Origin of the sequence: Goodfellowiella coeruleoviolacea, from assembly GCF_024171785.1 — a bacterium.
Taxonomy (GTDB): Bacteria; Actinomycetota; Actinomycetes; order Mycobacteriales; family Pseudonocardiaceae; genus Goodfellowiella; species Goodfellowiella coeruleoviolacea.
Genome location: NZ_JAMTCK010000002.1, coordinates 344,244 through 360,803 on the forward strand (window position 1 = coordinate 344,244; position 16,560 = coordinate 360,803).

At 72.7% G+C, this 16,560-nt stretch carries 11 protein-coding genes; 6 read left to right on the plus strand and 5 right to left on the minus strand.

Translation table 11 applies throughout. From position 1 onward, the window contains the following. Positions 1-16 precede the first annotated feature (16 nt). Both LX83_RS04935 and LX83_RS04940 read right to left on the minus strand, forming a co-directional pair. Positions 17-1,504 (minus strand): FGGY-family carbohydrate kinase, encoded by a 1,488-nt coding sequence (locus tag LX83_RS04935; protein ID WP_253767504.1) that lies wholly within the window; start codon positions 1,502-1,504, stop codon positions 17-19. Between the two features lie 48 nt (positions 1,505-1,552). Beyond that, positions 1,553-4,885 carry an AfsR/SARP family transcriptional regulator gene (locus LX83_RS04940; RefSeq protein ID WP_253767506.1) on the minus strand — a complete coding sequence of 1,111 codons (3,333 nt, stop codon included), beginning with the start codon at positions 4,883-4,885 and terminating at the stop codon, positions 1,553-1,555. Between the two features lie 439 nt (positions 4,886-5,324). Between LX83_RS04940 and LX83_RS04945 the strand changes: the two genes are divergently transcribed. Continuing rightward, positions 5,325-6,311, plus strand: a complete 987-nt coding sequence (locus LX83_RS04945) for a magnesium and cobalt transport protein CorA (RefSeq protein WP_253767508.1) — start codon at positions 5,325-5,327, stop codon at positions 6,309-6,311. Between the two features lie 185 nt (positions 6,312-6,496). Further along, positions 6,497-7,558: a serine aminopeptidase domain-containing protein gene (locus LX83_RS04950; RefSeq protein ID WP_253767510.1), complete on the plus strand. Its 1,062-nt coding sequence runs from the start codon at positions 6,497-6,499 to the stop codon at positions 7,556-7,558. Between the two features lie 161 nt (positions 7,559-7,719). Here LX83_RS04950 and LX83_RS04955 read toward each other — a convergent pair whose 3' ends face one another. Next, a complete protein-coding gene (locus LX83_RS04955; protein WP_308203911.1) occupies positions 7,720-8,577 on the minus strand; it encodes a LysR family transcriptional regulator in 858 nt (285 codons plus the stop codon). Between the two features lie 70 nt (positions 8,578-8,647). Here LX83_RS04955 and LX83_RS04960 point away from each other — a divergent pair, with 70 nt between their 5' ends. Beyond that, a complete protein-coding gene (locus tag LX83_RS04960; RefSeq protein WP_253767512.1) occupies positions 8,648-9,379 on the plus strand; it encodes an SDR family oxidoreductase in 732 nt (243 codons plus the stop codon). A gap of 155 nt (positions 9,380-9,534) precedes the next feature. On the opposite strand, the gene LX83_RS04965 is transcribed toward LX83_RS04960, so the two are convergent. Further along, on the minus strand, positions 9,535-11,937 hold the full coding sequence (locus tag LX83_RS04965) for a beta-xylosidase/alpha-l-arabinosidase (protein ID WP_301327702.1): 2,403 nt from the start codon (positions 11,935-11,937) through the stop codon (positions 9,535-9,537). A 288-nt stretch (positions 11,938-12,225) separates the two neighbouring features. Continuing rightward, positions 12,226-13,269 (minus strand): LacI family DNA-binding transcriptional regulator, encoded by a 1,044-nt coding sequence (locus LX83_RS04970; RefSeq protein WP_253767518.1) that lies wholly within the window; start codon positions 13,267-13,269, stop codon positions 12,226-12,228. Between the two features lie 148 nt (positions 13,270-13,417). Here LX83_RS04970 and LX83_RS04975 point away from each other — a divergent pair, with 148 nt between their 5' ends. From LX83_RS04975 to LX83_RS04985, 3 genes are read left to right on the plus strand one after another with little or no spacing between them, the layout of a single operon-like run. After that, complete coding sequence (locus LX83_RS04975; RefSeq protein WP_253767520.1) at positions 13,418-14,719, plus strand: extracellular solute-binding protein; 1,302 nt, start codon at positions 13,418-13,420, stop codon at positions 14,717-14,719. After that, positions 14,716-15,612: a carbohydrate ABC transporter permease gene (locus LX83_RS04980; protein WP_253767522.1), complete on the plus strand. Its 897-nt coding sequence runs from the start codon at positions 14,716-14,718 to the stop codon at positions 15,610-15,612. Before LX83_RS04975 ends, LX83_RS04980 begins: the two co-directional genes overlap by 4 nt. Positions 15,613-15,625: 13 nt before the next feature. Continuing rightward, positions 15,626-16,525, plus strand: a complete 900-nt coding sequence (locus LX83_RS04985; RefSeq protein ID WP_253767525.1) for a carbohydrate ABC transporter permease — start codon at positions 15,626-15,628, stop codon at positions 16,523-16,525. Positions 16,526-16,560 lie beyond the last annotated feature (35 nt).

Sequence of the window (16,560 nt, forward strand, 5' to 3'; positions counted from 1 at the left end):
GTTCGCGCGGACCCGGTCAGGGGTGGGACAGCCGCTCGTCGGCCAGCTGCGCCTCGGCCAGGGTGTGCACGGTGTCCCTGGTGCGCGGGTAGAGGTCGAGGTAGTCGGGGTAGCGCCGGGCGTAGTGCGCCTGCCAGTCCGGGTCCGGCTCGACCACCGAGCTGGTCGCATTCCACCCGCGGGTGTCCACGCCGGCCGCGTCCGCCGCCAGCACGGCGTCACCGTAGGCCGCGCCCACGGTCTCGGTGGGGACCTGCTGGGGCAGGCCGAGCACGGCCGACACGATCCGCGGCCACAGCCCGCCCCGGGTGCCGCCGCCCACGGCCACCAGCCGGTTCGGCTCGGCCCCGGCCTCGCGCATGGTGTCCAGGTTGTGCCGCACCCCGAACGCGGTCGCCTCCAGCACCGCCCGGTACAGCTCGCCGCGACCGTGGTGCAGGGTGAGGCCGGCGATCACGCCGCGCGCGTGCGGGTCGAACAGGGGAGTGCGCTCGCCCGCGAAGTACGGCAGCACCAGCAGGCCGCGCGCGCCGGGCGGCACCTGCTCGGCCGCGGCCAGCAGCTCGGCGTACGAGGCGCCGGTGAGCGTGCGGACCCAGTCGGTGAGCGTGCCCGAGGTGGCCATGCCCGCGGCCAGGCTGTAGGTGCCCGGCCGCACCCCGACCGTGCCCCACAGCCGGGGGTGGCGCAGCGCGTGCCGGCACATCGCGACCAGGAACATGGTCGAGCCGTACATGACCATCACGTCGCCGGGCTCGCGCACGCCCACGCTGGTGGCCTCGGCCCAGGCATCGATCGTGCCGGCCAGCACCGGCAGCCCCACCGGCAGGCCGGTGGCCGAGGCGGCCTCGGCGTGCACGGTGCCCACCACCTCGCCGGGCCAGGCCAGCCGGGGCGCGGCGAGATCCGGGGCCAGCCGCTCCAGCGCCGGCTCGTGCCAGCGGGTGCCGGCCAGGTCGTACAGGGGGGTGCACTGGCTGGCCGAGTGGTGGTCGAGCACGTACTCCCCGGTCAACCGGTGGACCAGGTAGCTGGAGGCCATCAGCAGCCGGCGGGTGCGCTGCCACACCTCGGGTTCGTGCCGGCGCAGCCAGCGCAGCTTCGGGCCGACCGCCTGGCTGGTCAGGGGAGAGCCGCCCACCGCGAGCACCTGGTCCGCGCCGAACTCGTCGGTCAGCTCGGCGATCTCCCGGGTGGCCCTGGTGTCCACGCCGTAGAGGATCGCCGGGCGCAGCGGGCGGCCGTCCTGGTCGGCGGCGAGCAGGCACGGGCCGATGCCGGAGACGGCCAGACCGGCCACGCCGGCGAGGTCGACCCGCCGGGACAGCTCGGCCACCACCGCGGTGAAGTCCTGCCACCACACGGCGACCGCGTCGTGCTCGAACCAGCCGGGCCGGGGAGAGGAGGTCTGGTGGGCTCGCTCCGCACGCGCCAGCACCACACCCGCGTCGTCCACCACGACGCCCTTGGTCGAGCCCGTGCCGATGTCAACTCCGAGGAACACCGCCCCAGGCTGCCCGGCCGGCCGCGCCTTGTCGAGCAGGGCCCCGGGTCAGCCTCGGTCGGCCTCGGCGAGCCGCTCGCGGACGTCGTCGGCCTCGGGGATGCGCACGTCCCCGAACAGCGCCAGCGCCTGCCGCCAGTGCGCGACCGCCTCGGTCGGGTTCCCGGTCGCCTCACACACCTGCCCGAGAACGCGCAGGGTGCGGGCCCGGTCGAGGCGGTGGCCGGATTCCTCGTGGATGGCCAGCGCCTGCCTGGCGAAGCCGCGGGCCTGGGCCAGTTCACCCCGGGCGAGGTGGATGGCGGCCAGGTGGGTCAGGGTGAGCCCCTCCAACAGCCGGTAGCCGGTGCGCCGGGTCAGCGCGAGCGCCTTGTCCGCGTGGGTCGACGCCTCGGCCAGCCGCCCCAACCGCAGCTCGGCCACGGCGAGCCCGGCCAGCGCCAGCGCCTCGCCGTAGGCGTACCCGGTGTCCTGGCAGATGCGCAGGCTGGTCTGGAAGTGCTCGACCGCCTCGGCCAGCCGGCCCAGGCACAGGTGGGCGTGGGCCACGCTGTTGTGCGCGTCGGACTGCGCGCCGAGGTCGTCGATGTCGACGGCGATCGCCAGTGCCGCGCTGGCCTGGTCGAAGGCGTCCTGGAACCGGCCGATCTCCCTGGACAGCGCGGACAGGTCGTCCAGCAGGTAGGACTCCAGGTCGCGGGCGCCGGTCTCGCGCTGGAACGCCAGGGACTGCCTCAGGTGCTCGGCGGCCCTGGCGTGCTCACCGAAGTCGCGCTCGGCGCTGCCCAGGCAGCCGAGGTGGAAGTGCTCCAGGTGGGTCGAGCCGAGTTCCCGGTCGATCACCAGGGCCTGCTCGTAGTAGGCGATGGACTGCTCGATCCGGCCGCGCTGCCAGCTCATCGCACCCAGCGCGAACAGGTTCTGCGTCTCGCCCTGCCGGAACCCGTTGGCCCGGTTGATGGCGATCGCCCTGGTGTAGTAGTCCACCGCCTGGTCGGTGTCACCGAGTTCCTTGTGGATGTGGCCCAGGAAGTTCAGCGAGACCGCCTCGCCCTGCGGCCAGGCCACCTCCCGGCTCAGCGCCAGCGCCCTGACCTCGTGGTCGATGGCCAGCTGGTACTGGGCCCGGCTCCAGTGCGCGCTGGACACGCTGTGGTGCATGGCCGCCTGGGCCTGCCGGTCGCCCTCCCGGATGGCGGCCTCCAGGCCGGCCTTGGCCACGGTGCGCCAGTCGTCGTGGTAGCGGCGGTGCCGGACGAAGCCGTGCAGGACGTCGGCGAGGTGCCAGGCCACCGCGTGGTGCGGGGTGGAGCCGGCCGCGTGCTGGGCCGCGGTCACCAGGTTCGGGCGTTCGGCCTCCAGCCAGGCCACGGCCTCGGTGTCGGTGGCGAACCCGACCGGGGTGACCGAGGGCTCGACCGGGGGCCGGGACAGCTGCGCGAACTCGGGGCTGACCAGTCCCACCGCGTTGTCCGCGCTGTGCAGGTACCACTCGAACAGCCGCCGCTGCGCCCGGTCGCACTGGTGGTCGCCGTCCTCGGCGTGCGCCATGTCCTGCGCGTACAGCCGCAGCAGGTCGTGCAGGCGGAAGCGGCCCGGCGCGTGCTGCTCGACCAGGTGCACGGTGACCAGGTGGCGCAGGAACGTGCTGGTCTCGGCCACGGGCAGGCCGGTGAGCGCGGCGGCCGCGTCCGGGGTGAAGTCCGGCCCGGGGACCAGCCCCAGGCAGCGGAACAGGTACCGGGAGTCGGGTTTGAGGGCGTGGTAGGACAGGTCGAAGGCGGCCCGCACGGCGGCCAGCTCGTCGTCGCCGGTCTGCAGCGCGGCGAGCCGGTTGCCCTCGGCCAGCGCGGACACCGTCTCCGCGATCGACCGGTCGGGCCGGGCGGCCAGGTTGGACGCGGCGATGGACACGGCCAGTGGCAGCCGCGCGCACAGCCGGACCAGTTCGGCCGCGGCCTCGGGCTCGGCGTCCACCCGCTCCCTGCCCAGCACCCGGACCAGCAGCGCGATCGCCTCCTCGGGGGTGAGCAGCCCCAGGGTGAGCTGGTGGGCGTCGTGGTCGGTGACCAGGTCGGTGAGCCGGCTGCGGCTGGTGACCAGGGTGAAGCAGGACGGGCTGCTGGGCAGCAGCGGGCGCACCTGGTCGGTGTCGGCGGCGTTGTCCAGCACCACCAGCATCCGCTTGGTGCTGGTGATCGACTGGTAGAGCATGACCTGCTCGTCCAGTTCGAGCGGCACCTGGTGGGGGTCGACGTCCAGGGCGCGGAGGAACTGGCCGAGCGCGTCGGTGGCCGGGACCGGGGGCCGCTGCGGGTCGAAGCCCCGGAGGTTGACGTAGAGCTGGCCGTCCGGGAACCGCGTCGCGATGCGGTGGCCGAAGTGCACCGCCAACGCGGTCTTGCCGACCCCGGCGGTGCCGTCGATCGCCGTGATCACCACCGCGGTGGACGCCTCGGCCCGGTCCGCGGCCCCCTGCTCGGCGGGGTGGTCGGCGTCGGCCTGGTCGAGCACGGCGGCGAGCGCGTTCAGGTGCTCGGAGCGGCCGGTGAAGTGGTAGACGTCGGCGGGCAGCTGGTGGGGGACTGGCCGGGACCGGCTCTCGACGGTGACCGCCGGCCGGTGCTGGGTGAGTGCCGGGTCGTCGGCGAGCAGGCGCCGGTGCAGTTCCTGGAGTTCGGGGCCTGGCTCGATGCCCAGCTCGTCGACCAGGATCTGCTCGGCCGCGCGGAACGCCTGGAACGCCTCGTCCCGCCGCCCGGTCCGGTACAGCGCGAGCATGAGCTGGCCGTGCAGGCGTTCCCGCCGGGGGTGGGCACCGACCAGGTCCTGGAGTTCGGCGAGCACGGCGCCGGCCTGGCCGCGCGCCAGGTCCACCTCGATCCGCTCCTCCAGCGCGTCCAGGCGTTCCTCGTCCAGGCCGGCCGCGACCTTGCGCGCGAACTCGCCCTCGGCGCCGGCCAGGGCCGGACCGCGCCACAGGGCCAGGCCGGCGCGCAACTCGGTGGCGGCCTGGTCGAGCGCACCCATGCCGTTGGCCTTGCGCGCCGCGGCCCGGCGCGCCCGGAACACCTCCAGGTCCAGCTCACCCGGATCCACCCGGAGCAGGTAGCCGGCTGGCGTGGTGCTGATCCGCCGCCCGCCGTCGGCCTCGGCCTCACCCAGTGACTTGCGGAGCTGGAAGATCCGGGTCTGCACGGACGCGGACACCCGTCTGGGCGGATCGTCGCCCCAGGCCGACTCGATCAGGTGATCAACCGGAACCACCCGGTTCGGCCGCATCAGCAGCGCCACGATCAGCGCGGTTGACCTGTTGCCCGCGATCGGAGCCCGCCCCTGGTCACCCCGTATCTCCAGCGGGCCAAGCAGTTGAAACTCCACCACACCCCCTCGCGCACCAAGACCGGGGCACGCAGCGTCCCATGTCGATCACCTACCGTCCAGCCATTGTCCCAGGCCGAGCCAGGGGCGGAGGTGGTCGCGCCGGTGGGCTCCGGGACACCCGCGCCGGGAGCGCGATCACGACGAGGAGTGCCCGGCCTTCCACGCCGGGTGGCGTAGCGGGCTCCCGCACCGACCGGTGCGGCCGCGGCCACCGCGCGCTCCGCGACCTCGCCCGTGGACCCCGCCCGTGGTCAGGGCCGGGCCGGCGCGGCCCCGGTGGGAAACGGCGACACACTGTCCAGAGTGGACCGCCGGTGCCCGGGCGCCTGGCCGAGGTGCGGTGGTGCGCCGGGTCGGACCGACGCCGCGGTGACTTCTGGTTGAGGATGGCAGCAGGCCAGGCCCGCCGCGGTGGGCGAGGAACGAGGACGAGCAGGTGGTGTTCGTGGTGGAGTACGCGGTCTGCACCGGGGGTGAACTGCGGCGCGAGGTCGGCGGACTGGCGGATGCCCTGGACCGGTTGCGGTCGTTGCCCGACGAGTCGTCGTTCGTCTGGATCGGCCTGGTGGAGCCGTCGCCCTCGGACATGCACGAGCTGGCCGAGGAAGTGGGCCTGCCGCCGCTGGCCGTGGCGGCCAGCCTGCGGCCCCACCAGCGCACCCGCTACCAGCTGTACGACCGCATCCTGTTCGTGCTGCTCAAGACGCTCCAGTACGACGATCCCACCTCGAAGGTGGAGACCGGGCAGCTCACCCTGTTCCTGGGCGAGCGCTTCCTGGTGACCGTTCGCCAGGGTGCGGGCGACCCCTTCCCGGAGGTGTGGGCGAACGTCTCCGCCCACCCCGGGTTGCTGCGGCACGGCGCCAAGTCACTGGCCTACGCGGTGGGCGGGGCGGTGGCCGACGGCTACAACGAGGTGTCCGACGAGTTGGCGACCGACATCGCGCAGCTGGAGGAGCGGATCTTCGCGCCGGGTCGGACCAACGCGGTGGACGCGATCTACGCGCTCAAGCGCGAGGTGTTGGAAGGGCGGGAAGCCGTGCAGCCGCTGGAGGTCGAGGCACGGGAGTTCCTGTCCGGCACCCTCCCCCTCACCGCCGAGGCCCGTGAGCCGTACTTCCGGGAGGTGGCCAACCGGGTGTTGCGCGCCGCCGCCACCATCCGCACCAGCGAGGAGCTGCTCAACTCCATTCTGGACGCTCACCTCGGCCAGATCAGCACGTGGCAGAACGAGGACATGCGCAAGATCTCGGCGTGGGCGGCGATCGCGGCGGCGCCCACCACGATCGCCGGGATCTACGGGATGAACTTCGACCACATGCCCGAACTGCACTGGTCCATCGGCTACCCCCTGGTGCTGGGCGTCATGGCCGCCATCTGCTACGGGTTGTTCCGCGCGTTCCGGCGCAACGGCTGGCTCTGACCGGCCTGCGGCAGGTGGTTACTAGTACATAGTGGACTGTCTGTAGTGGACTGATCGGGGATCGCCGGTGCTGTCCTCCGGTCTCCGGCGGAACGTTGGTCAACCAGGGTGAAAACAGTGGAGTTGTCCGGTGCGGTCGGGCAGGATCGAACCACGGACGACCACGGCGAACGGGGGAGCGGGGAATGCGTTGGCGAGCGAGGGCCGCAGCCGGTGTGCTCGCGGTGCTGGCGATCGGCGCGGGTGGGGTGGTGCCGGCCGAGGCCGCGCCCGCGGCGGTGCCGGCCACCGACCGGGAGGTGCGCTTCGACGCGGACGGCACGACCACCTACGGCACGGTGCACGTGCCGGCGCACCGGCCGGGTGCCCGGCTGGCCGCGGCGCTGTTGTTACCGGGCAGCGGGCCCACCGACCGCAACGGCAACGAACCACCGGCGTTGACCCCGGACACGCTCCGGCTGATCGCCGAGGAGCTGGGCGAGGACGGGGTGATGACCCTGCGCTTCGACAAGTACGGCACCGGACAGACCGGCCTGGGGCGGTTCGCGGACGACCCCGGGCGGATCGACATGGACGCGTTCACCCGCCAGGCGGTGGCCGCCTACGACACCCTGCGCGCCCAGCCCGAGACCGACGCACGGGCCCTGCTCGTCGTCGGCCACAGCGAGGGCGGCCTGCACGCCCTGCTGCTGGCCGACCGGGTGGCCCAGCGCCCGGCCGGCCTGGCGCTGCTGGCACCGCAGGACATCCGCCTGCTGGACATGGTCGACTACCAGCTGGCGCGGCAGCTCGACCAGGACGTGGCCCTCGGCGTCATCACCGAGGAGCAGGCGCGCACCAGCAAGGCGGCGATCACGCGGGCGATCGCGGACTTCCGCGCGGAGCGGCCGGTGGACCTGACCGGCATCGTGCCCCAGCTGGCGCTGTTCCTGGGGCAGCTGTTCGGGCCGATCGCGCGGTTCACCCGCACCGACGACGCGATCTACCCGCCGGACGTGGCCAGGCGGGTCCAGCGCGGCACCCGGGTCACCGTCACCTGCGGCACCGCCGACGTCAACGTCCCCTGCGCGACCACGCCGCCGCTGCTGGGCGCGCTCACCCTGGCCGGCACCAGCGGGCCCGGTCTGCGCGTGCTGCCCGGCCTGGACCACTTCTTCCACCCGGCCGGCACGTCGATCAACGACCAGGTGCTGGCCGAGTCGGCCCAACGGGCCCTGCACGAGTTCGCCCGGCCCTGGCGGCGCTAGTGGCTTGGCTCGGATTGTCGACCGCGTAACTGGTTCGCCGTCCGGTGCCCGTCATGCTGCCTCCAGGTGTGATCTCGACGGTGGCCGTGAGGGCGTCCTGGAGTGTTCGCACGCCTGCGAGCATGGGCGAGGGCGCCTCCCACCCCGCGTGTCTCCCCGCTCTACCCGCCGTGGCCCGTCACCTTGCCCGCCACGGCGGCGGCCGCGCGGACGAAGGCGGCCAGGGCTGGGGAGGTGGCGTGCTCGGGCCAGGCGAGGACGAGCGTGGTGGGCTCGGCATCATCGACTGGGACAGCGACCAGGTCGTCGCGGAGCTGGCCGCGGATGGAGGAGGGGAGGACGGCGACCATGCGGCGCAAGGCGATGAGGTGGAGAAGCTGCCCAAGGTCGTGGATCTCGGGTCCGTGTGCGCCACCCTCAGATGCGCCCGGCCAGCGCGGCAGGGGCTCCCCGGCGAGGTCGTTCAGGCAGACCCGGGTACGGCCCGCGAGGCGATGCGAACTCGGCATCACGAGAAGTTGAGTCTCGGTCAGGAGGTCCTGGGTGTCCAGGCCGGTGAGGTCGTGGTGGGGGCGGTGAAGCAGGGCGGCGTCGGCACGACCCTCCCGCAGCAGGACCTCACGCTCGCCGAAGCTGCACATCAGCTCGACCGGCAGCGCGCCCGGCTCAGCCTGATAGGCGTCGAGGATCGCGGGCAGCAGGCCACCGTCGCCGCCCGGCTTGATGGCCAGGACCAGGCGCGGGTCGGCGCGGCCGGCCCGCCGGGTGCGGCGCGCCGCGGCCGACGCGGCGTCGAGCACCGTACGGCTCTCGCGGAGCAGGACGGCCCCCGCCTCGGTCAGTGCGACCCGGCGACTGCCACGTTCCAACAGGGCTACGCCCAGCCGTCGTTCGAGCTGCTGAATGGCGCGGGAGAGCGGCGGTTGGGCCATCCCCAACCGGGCGGCCGCCCGACCGAAGTGCAGTTCTTCGGCGACAGCGGTGAAGTAGACGAGTTCGCGGACCTCCAGTCTTTCCATACCCGCACGGTATCGCTGCGCACCTGATCGGTGTTGGAACTCCCGGTCGCCCCCGTGGTGGGCTGAACGCATGACAGAAACCACGACTGCCCTGGTCACCGGTGCCAACAAGGGCATCGGGCGCGAGGTCGCAGCCCAGCTCGCCTCGCTCGGCACGAACGTCCTGCTGGCCTCGCGCGACCCGCACCGCGGTGCGGCAGCCGCAGCCGACCTGGGCCCGCGGGTGTACCCGGTCACCCTGGACGTCACCGACCGCGCCAGTGTCCTGTCCGCCGCCCGCTGGATCGAGGAGCGCTTTGGCCGGCTGGACATCCTGGTCAACAACGCCGGCATCGCTGGCGACCTCGCCGCCCAGAGCCCTGGCAGTGTCGAACTGCCCGTGGTACGCGAGGTGTTCGAAACCAACGTGTTCGGCGTGATCAGCGTGACCACCGCGATGCTGCCGCTGCTCGCCCGCTCCCCCGCCGCCCGGATCGTCAATGTCAGCAGTGGACTGGGCTCCATCACCCGGATGACCGATCCCGAGGACTACTTCACGACCCGGCCCCCGTTGGCCGCGTACGTCCCGTCCAAGACCGCACTCAACTCGCTGACCGTGCAATACGCCAAGGAACTGCGCAGCCGCAACATCCTGGTCAACGCCGCCGATCCGGGGCCGTGTGCCACCGACTTCACCACGGCGTTCCCCGGCCTGACCCGCACCGCGGCCGACGGCGCGGCCGTGGTCGTCCGGCTCGCCACGCTGCCCGATGACGGGCCGACCGGCGGCTTCTTCGACGAGCACGGCCCGGTTCCCTGGTGAGCTGCCTGTCCGGGAACCGGGGGACGGGGTGGTGGGGGTCAGCCCGGACGGGATGGGCGAGCCGGAGACCGCGCCGGCGCCCGACGGGCCGCAGCACCCGGGTTACCCGCCGGACCGCCCCGGCAATTACCCGACCGAGGATCCGAGCCGAGCCACTAGTCCAGCCGCTCGACCGACACCGCGGTCTCCAGCACCCGGTCGGCGCCCACCACCCGGGGCTCGCCGACCAGGTCGAAGGCGCCGGTCAGCGGGGTGTCCGCACTGGACGGTCCGATGTGGACCTCGATGCGCCCGGGTTCCACCACGCGCTCGCCGGTGCGGCCGGTGAAGGCGGTTCGGTCGGCGTGCAGGCCGAACCGCACCCGGCACGAGCGGCCGGCCGGGAGGAACACCCGGGCGAACCCGGCCAGCTGGCGCACCGGCCGGGTCACCTGGGCGACCGGGTCGCGCAGGTAGAGCTGGACGACCTCGGCGCCGTCGCGGTCACCGGTGTTGGTCACCACGCACGAGACCTCCACCGACCCGTCCACCGCGACCGAGGTGCCGCCCGGCCCCTCGGCGTCGATGCGCAGGTCGTCGTAGCCGAAGGTGCTGTAGGACAGGCCGTGGCCGAACGGGAACAGCGGGGTGGGGTCCAGCGAGCTGACCTCGCTGCGCCGCCCCAGTGGCGCGCTGAGGTAGGTGGCTGGCTGGCCACCCGGGTCCGCCGGCAGGGACACCGGCAGCTTGCCGGAGGGGTTGACCCGGCCGGTGAGCACGTCGGCCACGGCGGTCGCACCCTCCTCGCCGGGGAAGAAGACCTGGACCGCGGCGGCCAACCGGTCGATGACCCCGCCCAGGGCGTAGGGCCGGCCACTGGACACCACCAGCACCACCGGGGTCCCGGTGTCGATCAGCCGGTCCAGCAGCTCCGCCTGCGCCCCGGGCAGCCGCAGGTCCGGGGCGTCGCACCCCTCGCCGGAGGTGCCCCGGCCGAACAGCCCGGCGCGGTCGCCGAGCACCGCCACGCACACGTCGGCGCCGGCCGCCAGGTCCACCGCCTCGGCCATGCCGGAGCGGTCCTCGTCGCGGACCCCGCACCCGGCCGCCACGCCGACCTCGCTGCCGGGCAGGGCCGCGGTGAGGGCCTCGGCGAAGGTGGGGATGGCCACGCCCAGCCCGGTGTCCGGGTGGGCGGTGCCCACGTGCGCCGGGAACGAGTAGCAGCCAAGCAGCGCCAGGGGATCGTCGGCCAGCGGGCCGACCACGGCCACCCGGGCGGGCCGGCCGAGCGGCAGCACCCCGCGTGGGTTGGCCAGCAGCACCACCGACTCCTCGGCCAGCCGCCTGGCCAGTGCCCGGTTGGCTGGTGGGTCCAGGTCAACGCGGTCCTGCTGGGTGAGCGCGGCCGGCCGGGGCGACCAGCCCGGGTCGAGCAGGCCCAACTCGCACTTCTGGGTGAGCACCCGGGTGACCGCCCGGTCCACCAGTGCCTCGGGCACGGTGCCCGCGCGCACCAGCTCGGCCAGGGGCTCGCCGTAGCAGCGCACCGTGGGCAGTTCCACGTCCACCCCGGCGGCCAGCGCGAGCGCGGCCGCCTCGCCCGCGTCCGCGGCCACCCCGTGCAGCGTCTCCAGGAAGGACAGGCCGAAGTAGTCGGCCACGACCACCCCGTCGAAGCCCCACTCGTCGCGCAGCAGGGTGGTCAGCAACTGCTCGTTCGCGGCCGAGGGCAGGCCGTCGACCTCGGTGTAGGCGTGCATGACCGAGCGGGACCGGCCCAGCCGCACGGCCATCTCGAACGGGGGCAGGACCACGTCGGCGAACTCCCTGGGCCCCATGGACACCGGCGCGTGGTTGCGGCCGGCACGGGAGGCGGCGTACCCGGCGAAGTGCTTCAGCGTGGACACCACGCCCGCGCCCTCCAGGCCGCGGACGTAGGCGGTGCCGAGCACGCCGACCAGGTAGGGGTCCTCGCCGATGGTCTCCTCGACCCGGCCCCAGCGCAGGTCGCGGGCGACGTCGAGCACGGGGGCGAGGCCCTGGTGCACGCCGACGCCGCGCATGTCCCTGCCGATCGTCGCGGCCACCCGCTCCACCAGCACGGGGTCGAAGGACGCGCCCCAGGCCAGCGGGACCGGGTAGGCCGTGGCCTGCCAGGCGGTGAACCCGGCCAGGCATTCCTCGTGCGCCATGGCGGGGATGCCGAACCGGTTGGCGGCCATGATCTCCCGCTGGCTGCGCTCCAGCGCCAGCGCGCCGGCCCTCGGGTCGGTGGGGGTGGTGCCGAAGGCGCGGGTGAGCTGGCCGAGGCCGTGCTTGATGACCTCCGTCCACACGGGAGTCTGCTCGATCATCTCGTGCTGGTGGGGTGCGACGCCCTCACCGCTGGCCGACGCGCTGACCCACACCCCGACCAGCTGGGCCAGCTTCTCGTCCAGGGTCATCCTGCCCACCAGGTCGGCGACCCGCACGGACACGGGCTGGGCCGGGTCGCGCCACGGCGGGGTGGTCTCGTCGCCGGGGGAGCCGCTGCCCGCCGGAGCCGCTGCCGAGATCTCGCTGACCCACTGATCCATGCCGGGGTTCTCCGCTCTGCCCTGCCCGGGAGCCGGCAACGGCACCGGGATGGCGTCGACACAGACGGCGCGCACCAACGTCACCGTCGACGGGGCGGCCGATAGTATCGGAAAGCTATCCGAAACTTCTGGCGGGATCAAGGTGTACCAGGGTGCGGGACCGATGGTGGCACGGCCGTGGTGGTGGAGCAGGAGCACGAAGGCAGGGCGCTGACCGGGTGCCCGGGTGCGCCCGGAAAGTTTCGGACCACCGATCGCCGCCGGGGCCAAGCCCACCCCGGCGGCGCCTCACGCCGGTGCTGCCGTGCTCTGCCGCACCACCAGGCTGGTGGCCAGTTCCACCCGCTGCGGGCCCACCACCTCGCCCCTGGCCAGTCCCAGGGCCATGCGCGCGCCGGCCGCGGCCATCTCCTGCAGCGGCTGGTGCACGGTGGTCAGCCCGGGGCTCACCCACCTGGCCACCGGCAGGTCGTCGAAGCCGACCACGCTGAGGTCCTCGGGCACGCGCAGCCCGGCCTCCCTCGCCGCCTCGTAGACGCCGAGCGCCTGCAGGTCGCTGCCGGCGAACACGCCGGTGGGCGGGTCGGGCAGGCGCAGCAGGGCCATGGTCTCCCGGTACCCGGCCTCCACGTGGAAGTCGCCGTTGCGCACCAGCTCGGGGTCCACGGTGATGCCCGCGGTCTCCAGCGCGGCCCGGTAGCCGTCGATGCGGGCCCGGCTGCACAGCATGTTGTCCGGCCCGCCGATCACCGCGATCCGCCGGTGGCCGAGTTCGATCAGGTGCCGGGTGGCGGTCAGCCCACCGTTCCAGTTGGTGGCGCCGATGGAGGGCACGTCCGGCTCGGGGTCACCGGCCGGGTCCACCACCACGATCGGGATGTCGGCCGCGTGCAGGCGGGCGTGCTGGTCGGCGGACGGCCCGGACAGCACCGAGACCACGCCGGCCGGCCGACGCGCGAGCACCCCCTCCACCCAGCCCCGGCCGGGCGTGCGCCGGCCCTGGGACTCGGAGAGCACCACGGCCATGTCGTGCTCCCTGGCCACCTGCTCGACGCCCTGGATGATCTCCAGCGCCCAGGCGCTCTCCAGCTCGTGGAAGACCAGTTCGAGCAGGTTGGTCCGGGTCGCCCGCTGGTCGGTGCGGCGCTGGTAGCCGTGCTTCTTGATGATCGCCTCGACCCGCTGGCGGGTTTCCTGGGCGACATCGGCTCGCCCGTTCACGACTTTCGAAACTGTCGGCACTGAAACGCCGGCCTCCGCCGCGATGCGCGCGATCGTCACGGGGGGCTGACGGTGCCGGTCCGGCGTTGCTGAGCTGGTCTTTGGCGCCATGCCGCAAAGTGTATGCGAGTCGAAAGCAATCCTTTGCCTTTCGAGGGTTCAGGGACGAAGAGTATTGACCTTGTGACATCACGCACATAGGGTGCCGAAACGTTCGGAACGGCTGGTGAAACTATCGGCACGCCACTGGAGGCGTCAGATGTTCAAGTCGCTAGGTCGACGTGGTGCGGTTGGCGCCACCATGGTCGCTCTGCTCACCGCACTCGTCGGATGCGGGACGACCGGTCCCCAGGGAGGCGCGCCGGACGACGGCTCCGTGCACGTGTGGGTGCTCGAGGACGACAAGATGAACGCGGCCCAGCAGCAGGCCGCGGACGAGTTCAACAAGAACTCGTCGGTCAAGGTGGTCATCGACCGCTTCAGCCCGGACAGCTACCCGGACAAGCTCAGGGTGGCGATGGGCTCGCCCAACGCCCCCGACGTGTTCTTCAACTGGGGCGGCGGGTCCATCAAGTCCTACGTGCAGGCCGGGACACTGGTGGACCTGACCCCGACGCTGGACGCCAAGCCCCAGCTCAAGCAGGCGTTCCTGCCCGCGGTGCTGGAGGCCGGCGGGCTGGACGGCAAGTACTACGGCATCCCGCTGCGCGGCATGCAGCCCGTGGTGCTGTTCTACAACAGGGACGTCTTCGCCAACGCCGGCGTCCAGCCGCCGCAGAGCTGGAACGACCTGCTCAGCCTGATCGACACGTTCAAGAGCCGAGGTATCACCCCGTTCGCCCTGGGCGGGGCCACCGCGTGGACCGAGCTGATGTGGGTCGAGTACCTGGTCGACCGGTACGGCGGGGCCGAGGTGTTCGACCGGATCGTGCACGGCGACCAGAGCGCCTGGCGGGACCCGAGCGTGCTGCAGGCCGCGCAGACCGTGCAGGACCTGGTCGACCGGGGCGCGTTCGGCACCAACTTCGCCTCGGTGGACTACAACAGCCACGCCGCCTCCACCCTGCTGGCCAGGGGCAACGCCGCCATGCACCTGATGGGCTCCTGGGAGTACGCCAACCAGTTGCAGGACGACCCCGACTTCGCCAGGACCAAGCTGGGCTACACCACCTTCCCGGGCATCGAGGGCGGCAAGGGCGACCCGGCCAACCTGGTCGGCAACCCCACCAACTACTTCTCGGTCAGCGCCCAGTCCAAGAACAAGGACACCGCCATCGCCTTCCTGGACCAGATGGCCACCGACAGCTACGTGACCAAGCTGCTGCAGGCCGGTGACGTGCCCACCACCACCAGCGCGCAGGACCGGCTCGGCCAGAGCGACAACCCGGAGTTCGCCACCTTCCAGTACAACCTGGTGCAGCGCGCCCCCGAGTTCACCCAGTCCTGGGACCAGGCGCTGGACCCCAACATCGGGCAGGCCGTGATCACCGCGATCCAGCAGCTGTTCAACAAGCAGCTCACCCCGGAGCAGTTCGTGCAGACCGTGGAGCAGGCCAGGTGACCACCGCCACCCACCGGCGCGTTGACCGACCGGGCGGGGTGTGGGCGCTGCCCGCGCTGGTCCTGTTCGGACTGTTCGCGCTGCTGCCCATGCTGCTGGTCGGGTACTTGTCGCTGACCGCGTGGAACGGGCTGGGCAACCCCAGCTTCATCGGCATGGCGAACTGGACCAGGCTGTTCACCGATCCCGCCATGCTCGACTCGCTGCGGCTCAGCGTCCTGCTGACCGTGCTGTCCTGGGTGATCCAGACCCCGATCAGCCTGCTGCTCGGGGTCTGGGCGGCCGGCAGGCAGCGCAACCGGGCCGTGCTGTCGGCGATCTTCTTCCTGCCGCTGCTGCTGTCCAGCGCCGCGATCGCGGTGCTGTGGCGGGCGCTGCTCGACCCGAACTTCGGCCTCGCCGCCACCCTGGGACCACTGGTCGGCTTCGCCGACGGCAACATCGCGGGAACCCCGACCGGCGCCCTGCTCTGCGTGGCGTTCGTGGCCTCCTGGCAGTTCATCCCGCTGCACACCCTGTTCTACCAGTCGGGTGCGCGCCAGATCCCGGAGTCGCTCTACGAGGCCGCGCTCATCGACGGGGCCAGCCGCGTCCAGCAGTTCCGGCACATCACCCTGCCGCAGCTGCGCAACACCATCGTCAGCTCGTCGGTGCTGATGGTGGTCGGCGCGCTGACCTTCTTCGACACCGTGCTCATCCTCACCAACGGCGGACCGGGGACCGCCACCTACATCGTGCCGTTCCGGATGTACACCACCGCGTTCCGCAGCTACGACTACGGCTACGCGAGCGCGATCGCGTTCGCCCTGGTCCTGGTGGCGACCGCGATCTCGCTGCTGTTGGTCCGGGTCTCCGGGTTCGCCCGGATGCGCAGCACCCGAGAGGGGATGTGACAACGTGCCAGCGTTGACGCCGACACGGGCGACACCCGAGGCCGGGGCCCGGCCGAGCGAGCCGCGCCGGCCGGGCCGGACCCGCGCGCGCGGCCGGCGCGGGCGGCCGAACGTGCTGGCCGGGCTGGCCGCCCTGGTGTGGCTGGTGATCGTGGCCGTACCGCTGTACTCCATGGTCACCAGCACGCTGCGGCGCACCGAGGACTACCTCGACGCCGGGCCGCTCGACCTGCCGACCGCGCCGACCTTCGAGAACTACCTGTCCGTGGTCGACAAGGGATTCGTCCAGGCCCTGATCAACACGGTGCTGGTCACCGTGGCCACCGTCGCGCTGGTGCTGGTGGTGGCCGTGCCCGCCGGCTTCGCCGTGGTCCGCTCGCGCAGCCGGCTGGCCTCCACCGGGTTCCGGCTGTTCCTGCTGGGACTGGCGATCCCGGCCCAGGCCACGATCGTCCCGGTCTACCTGATGATCACCCGGCTCAGCCTGTACGACTCGCTGCTGGCCGTGGTCCTGCCCACCGCAGCCTTCGCCCTGCCGGTCGCCGTGCTCATCCTGTCCAGCGCCATGCGTGACGTGTCCGAGGAGGTCTACGAGGCCATGGCACTGGACGGCGCCAGCACCACCCGGGTGCTGTTCGGTCTGGTGGTGCCGCTGTCCAGGGCGGGGATCACCACCGTGGGCATCTACACCGCGCTGCAGGCGTGGAACGGCTTCCTGTTCCCCCTCGTGCTGACCCAGTCCGAGGACAAGCGCGTGCTGACGCTGGCGCTGTGGGAGTTCCGCAGCCAGTTCGGGGTGAACGTGCCCGGGCTGCTCGCCGCCGTGGTGCTGTCCGGACTGCCGATCTTCGTCGCGTACCTGTTCGCCCGCAGGGCGCTCGTCAACGGCCTGATGGGCGTGGGCGGCAAGTAGACCAGGTCCGGCCACCGCCCAGCGGTGTCGGCGAC

What these genes read in the sequence shown, in the direction of transcription:
- LX83_RS04950 (WP_253767510.1), top strand. Translation starts at nt 6,497, where the DNA reads ATGCGTTGGCGAGCGAGGGCCGCAGCCGGTGTGCTCGCGGTGCTGGCG.
- LX83_RS04955 (WP_308203911.1), bottom strand. Translation starts at nt 8,577, where the DNA reads ATGGAAAGACTGGAGGTCCGCGAACTCGTCTACTTCACCGCTGTCGCC.
- LX83_RS04960 (WP_253767512.1), top strand. Translation starts at nt 8,648, where the DNA reads ATGACAGAAACCACGACTGCCCTGGTCACCGGTGCCAACAAGGGCATC.
- LX83_RS04965 (WP_301327702.1), bottom strand. Translation starts at nt 11,937, where the DNA reads ATGGATCAGTGGGTCAGCGAGATCTCGGCAGCGGCTCCGGCGGGCAGC.
- LX83_RS04970 (WP_253767518.1), bottom strand. Translation starts at nt 13,269, where the DNA reads ATGGCGCCAAAGACCAGCTCAGCAACGCCGGACCGGCACCGTCAGCCC.
- LX83_RS04975 (WP_253767520.1), top strand. Translation starts at nt 13,418, where the DNA reads ATGTTCAAGTCGCTAGGTCGACGTGGTGCGGTTGGCGCCACCATGGTC.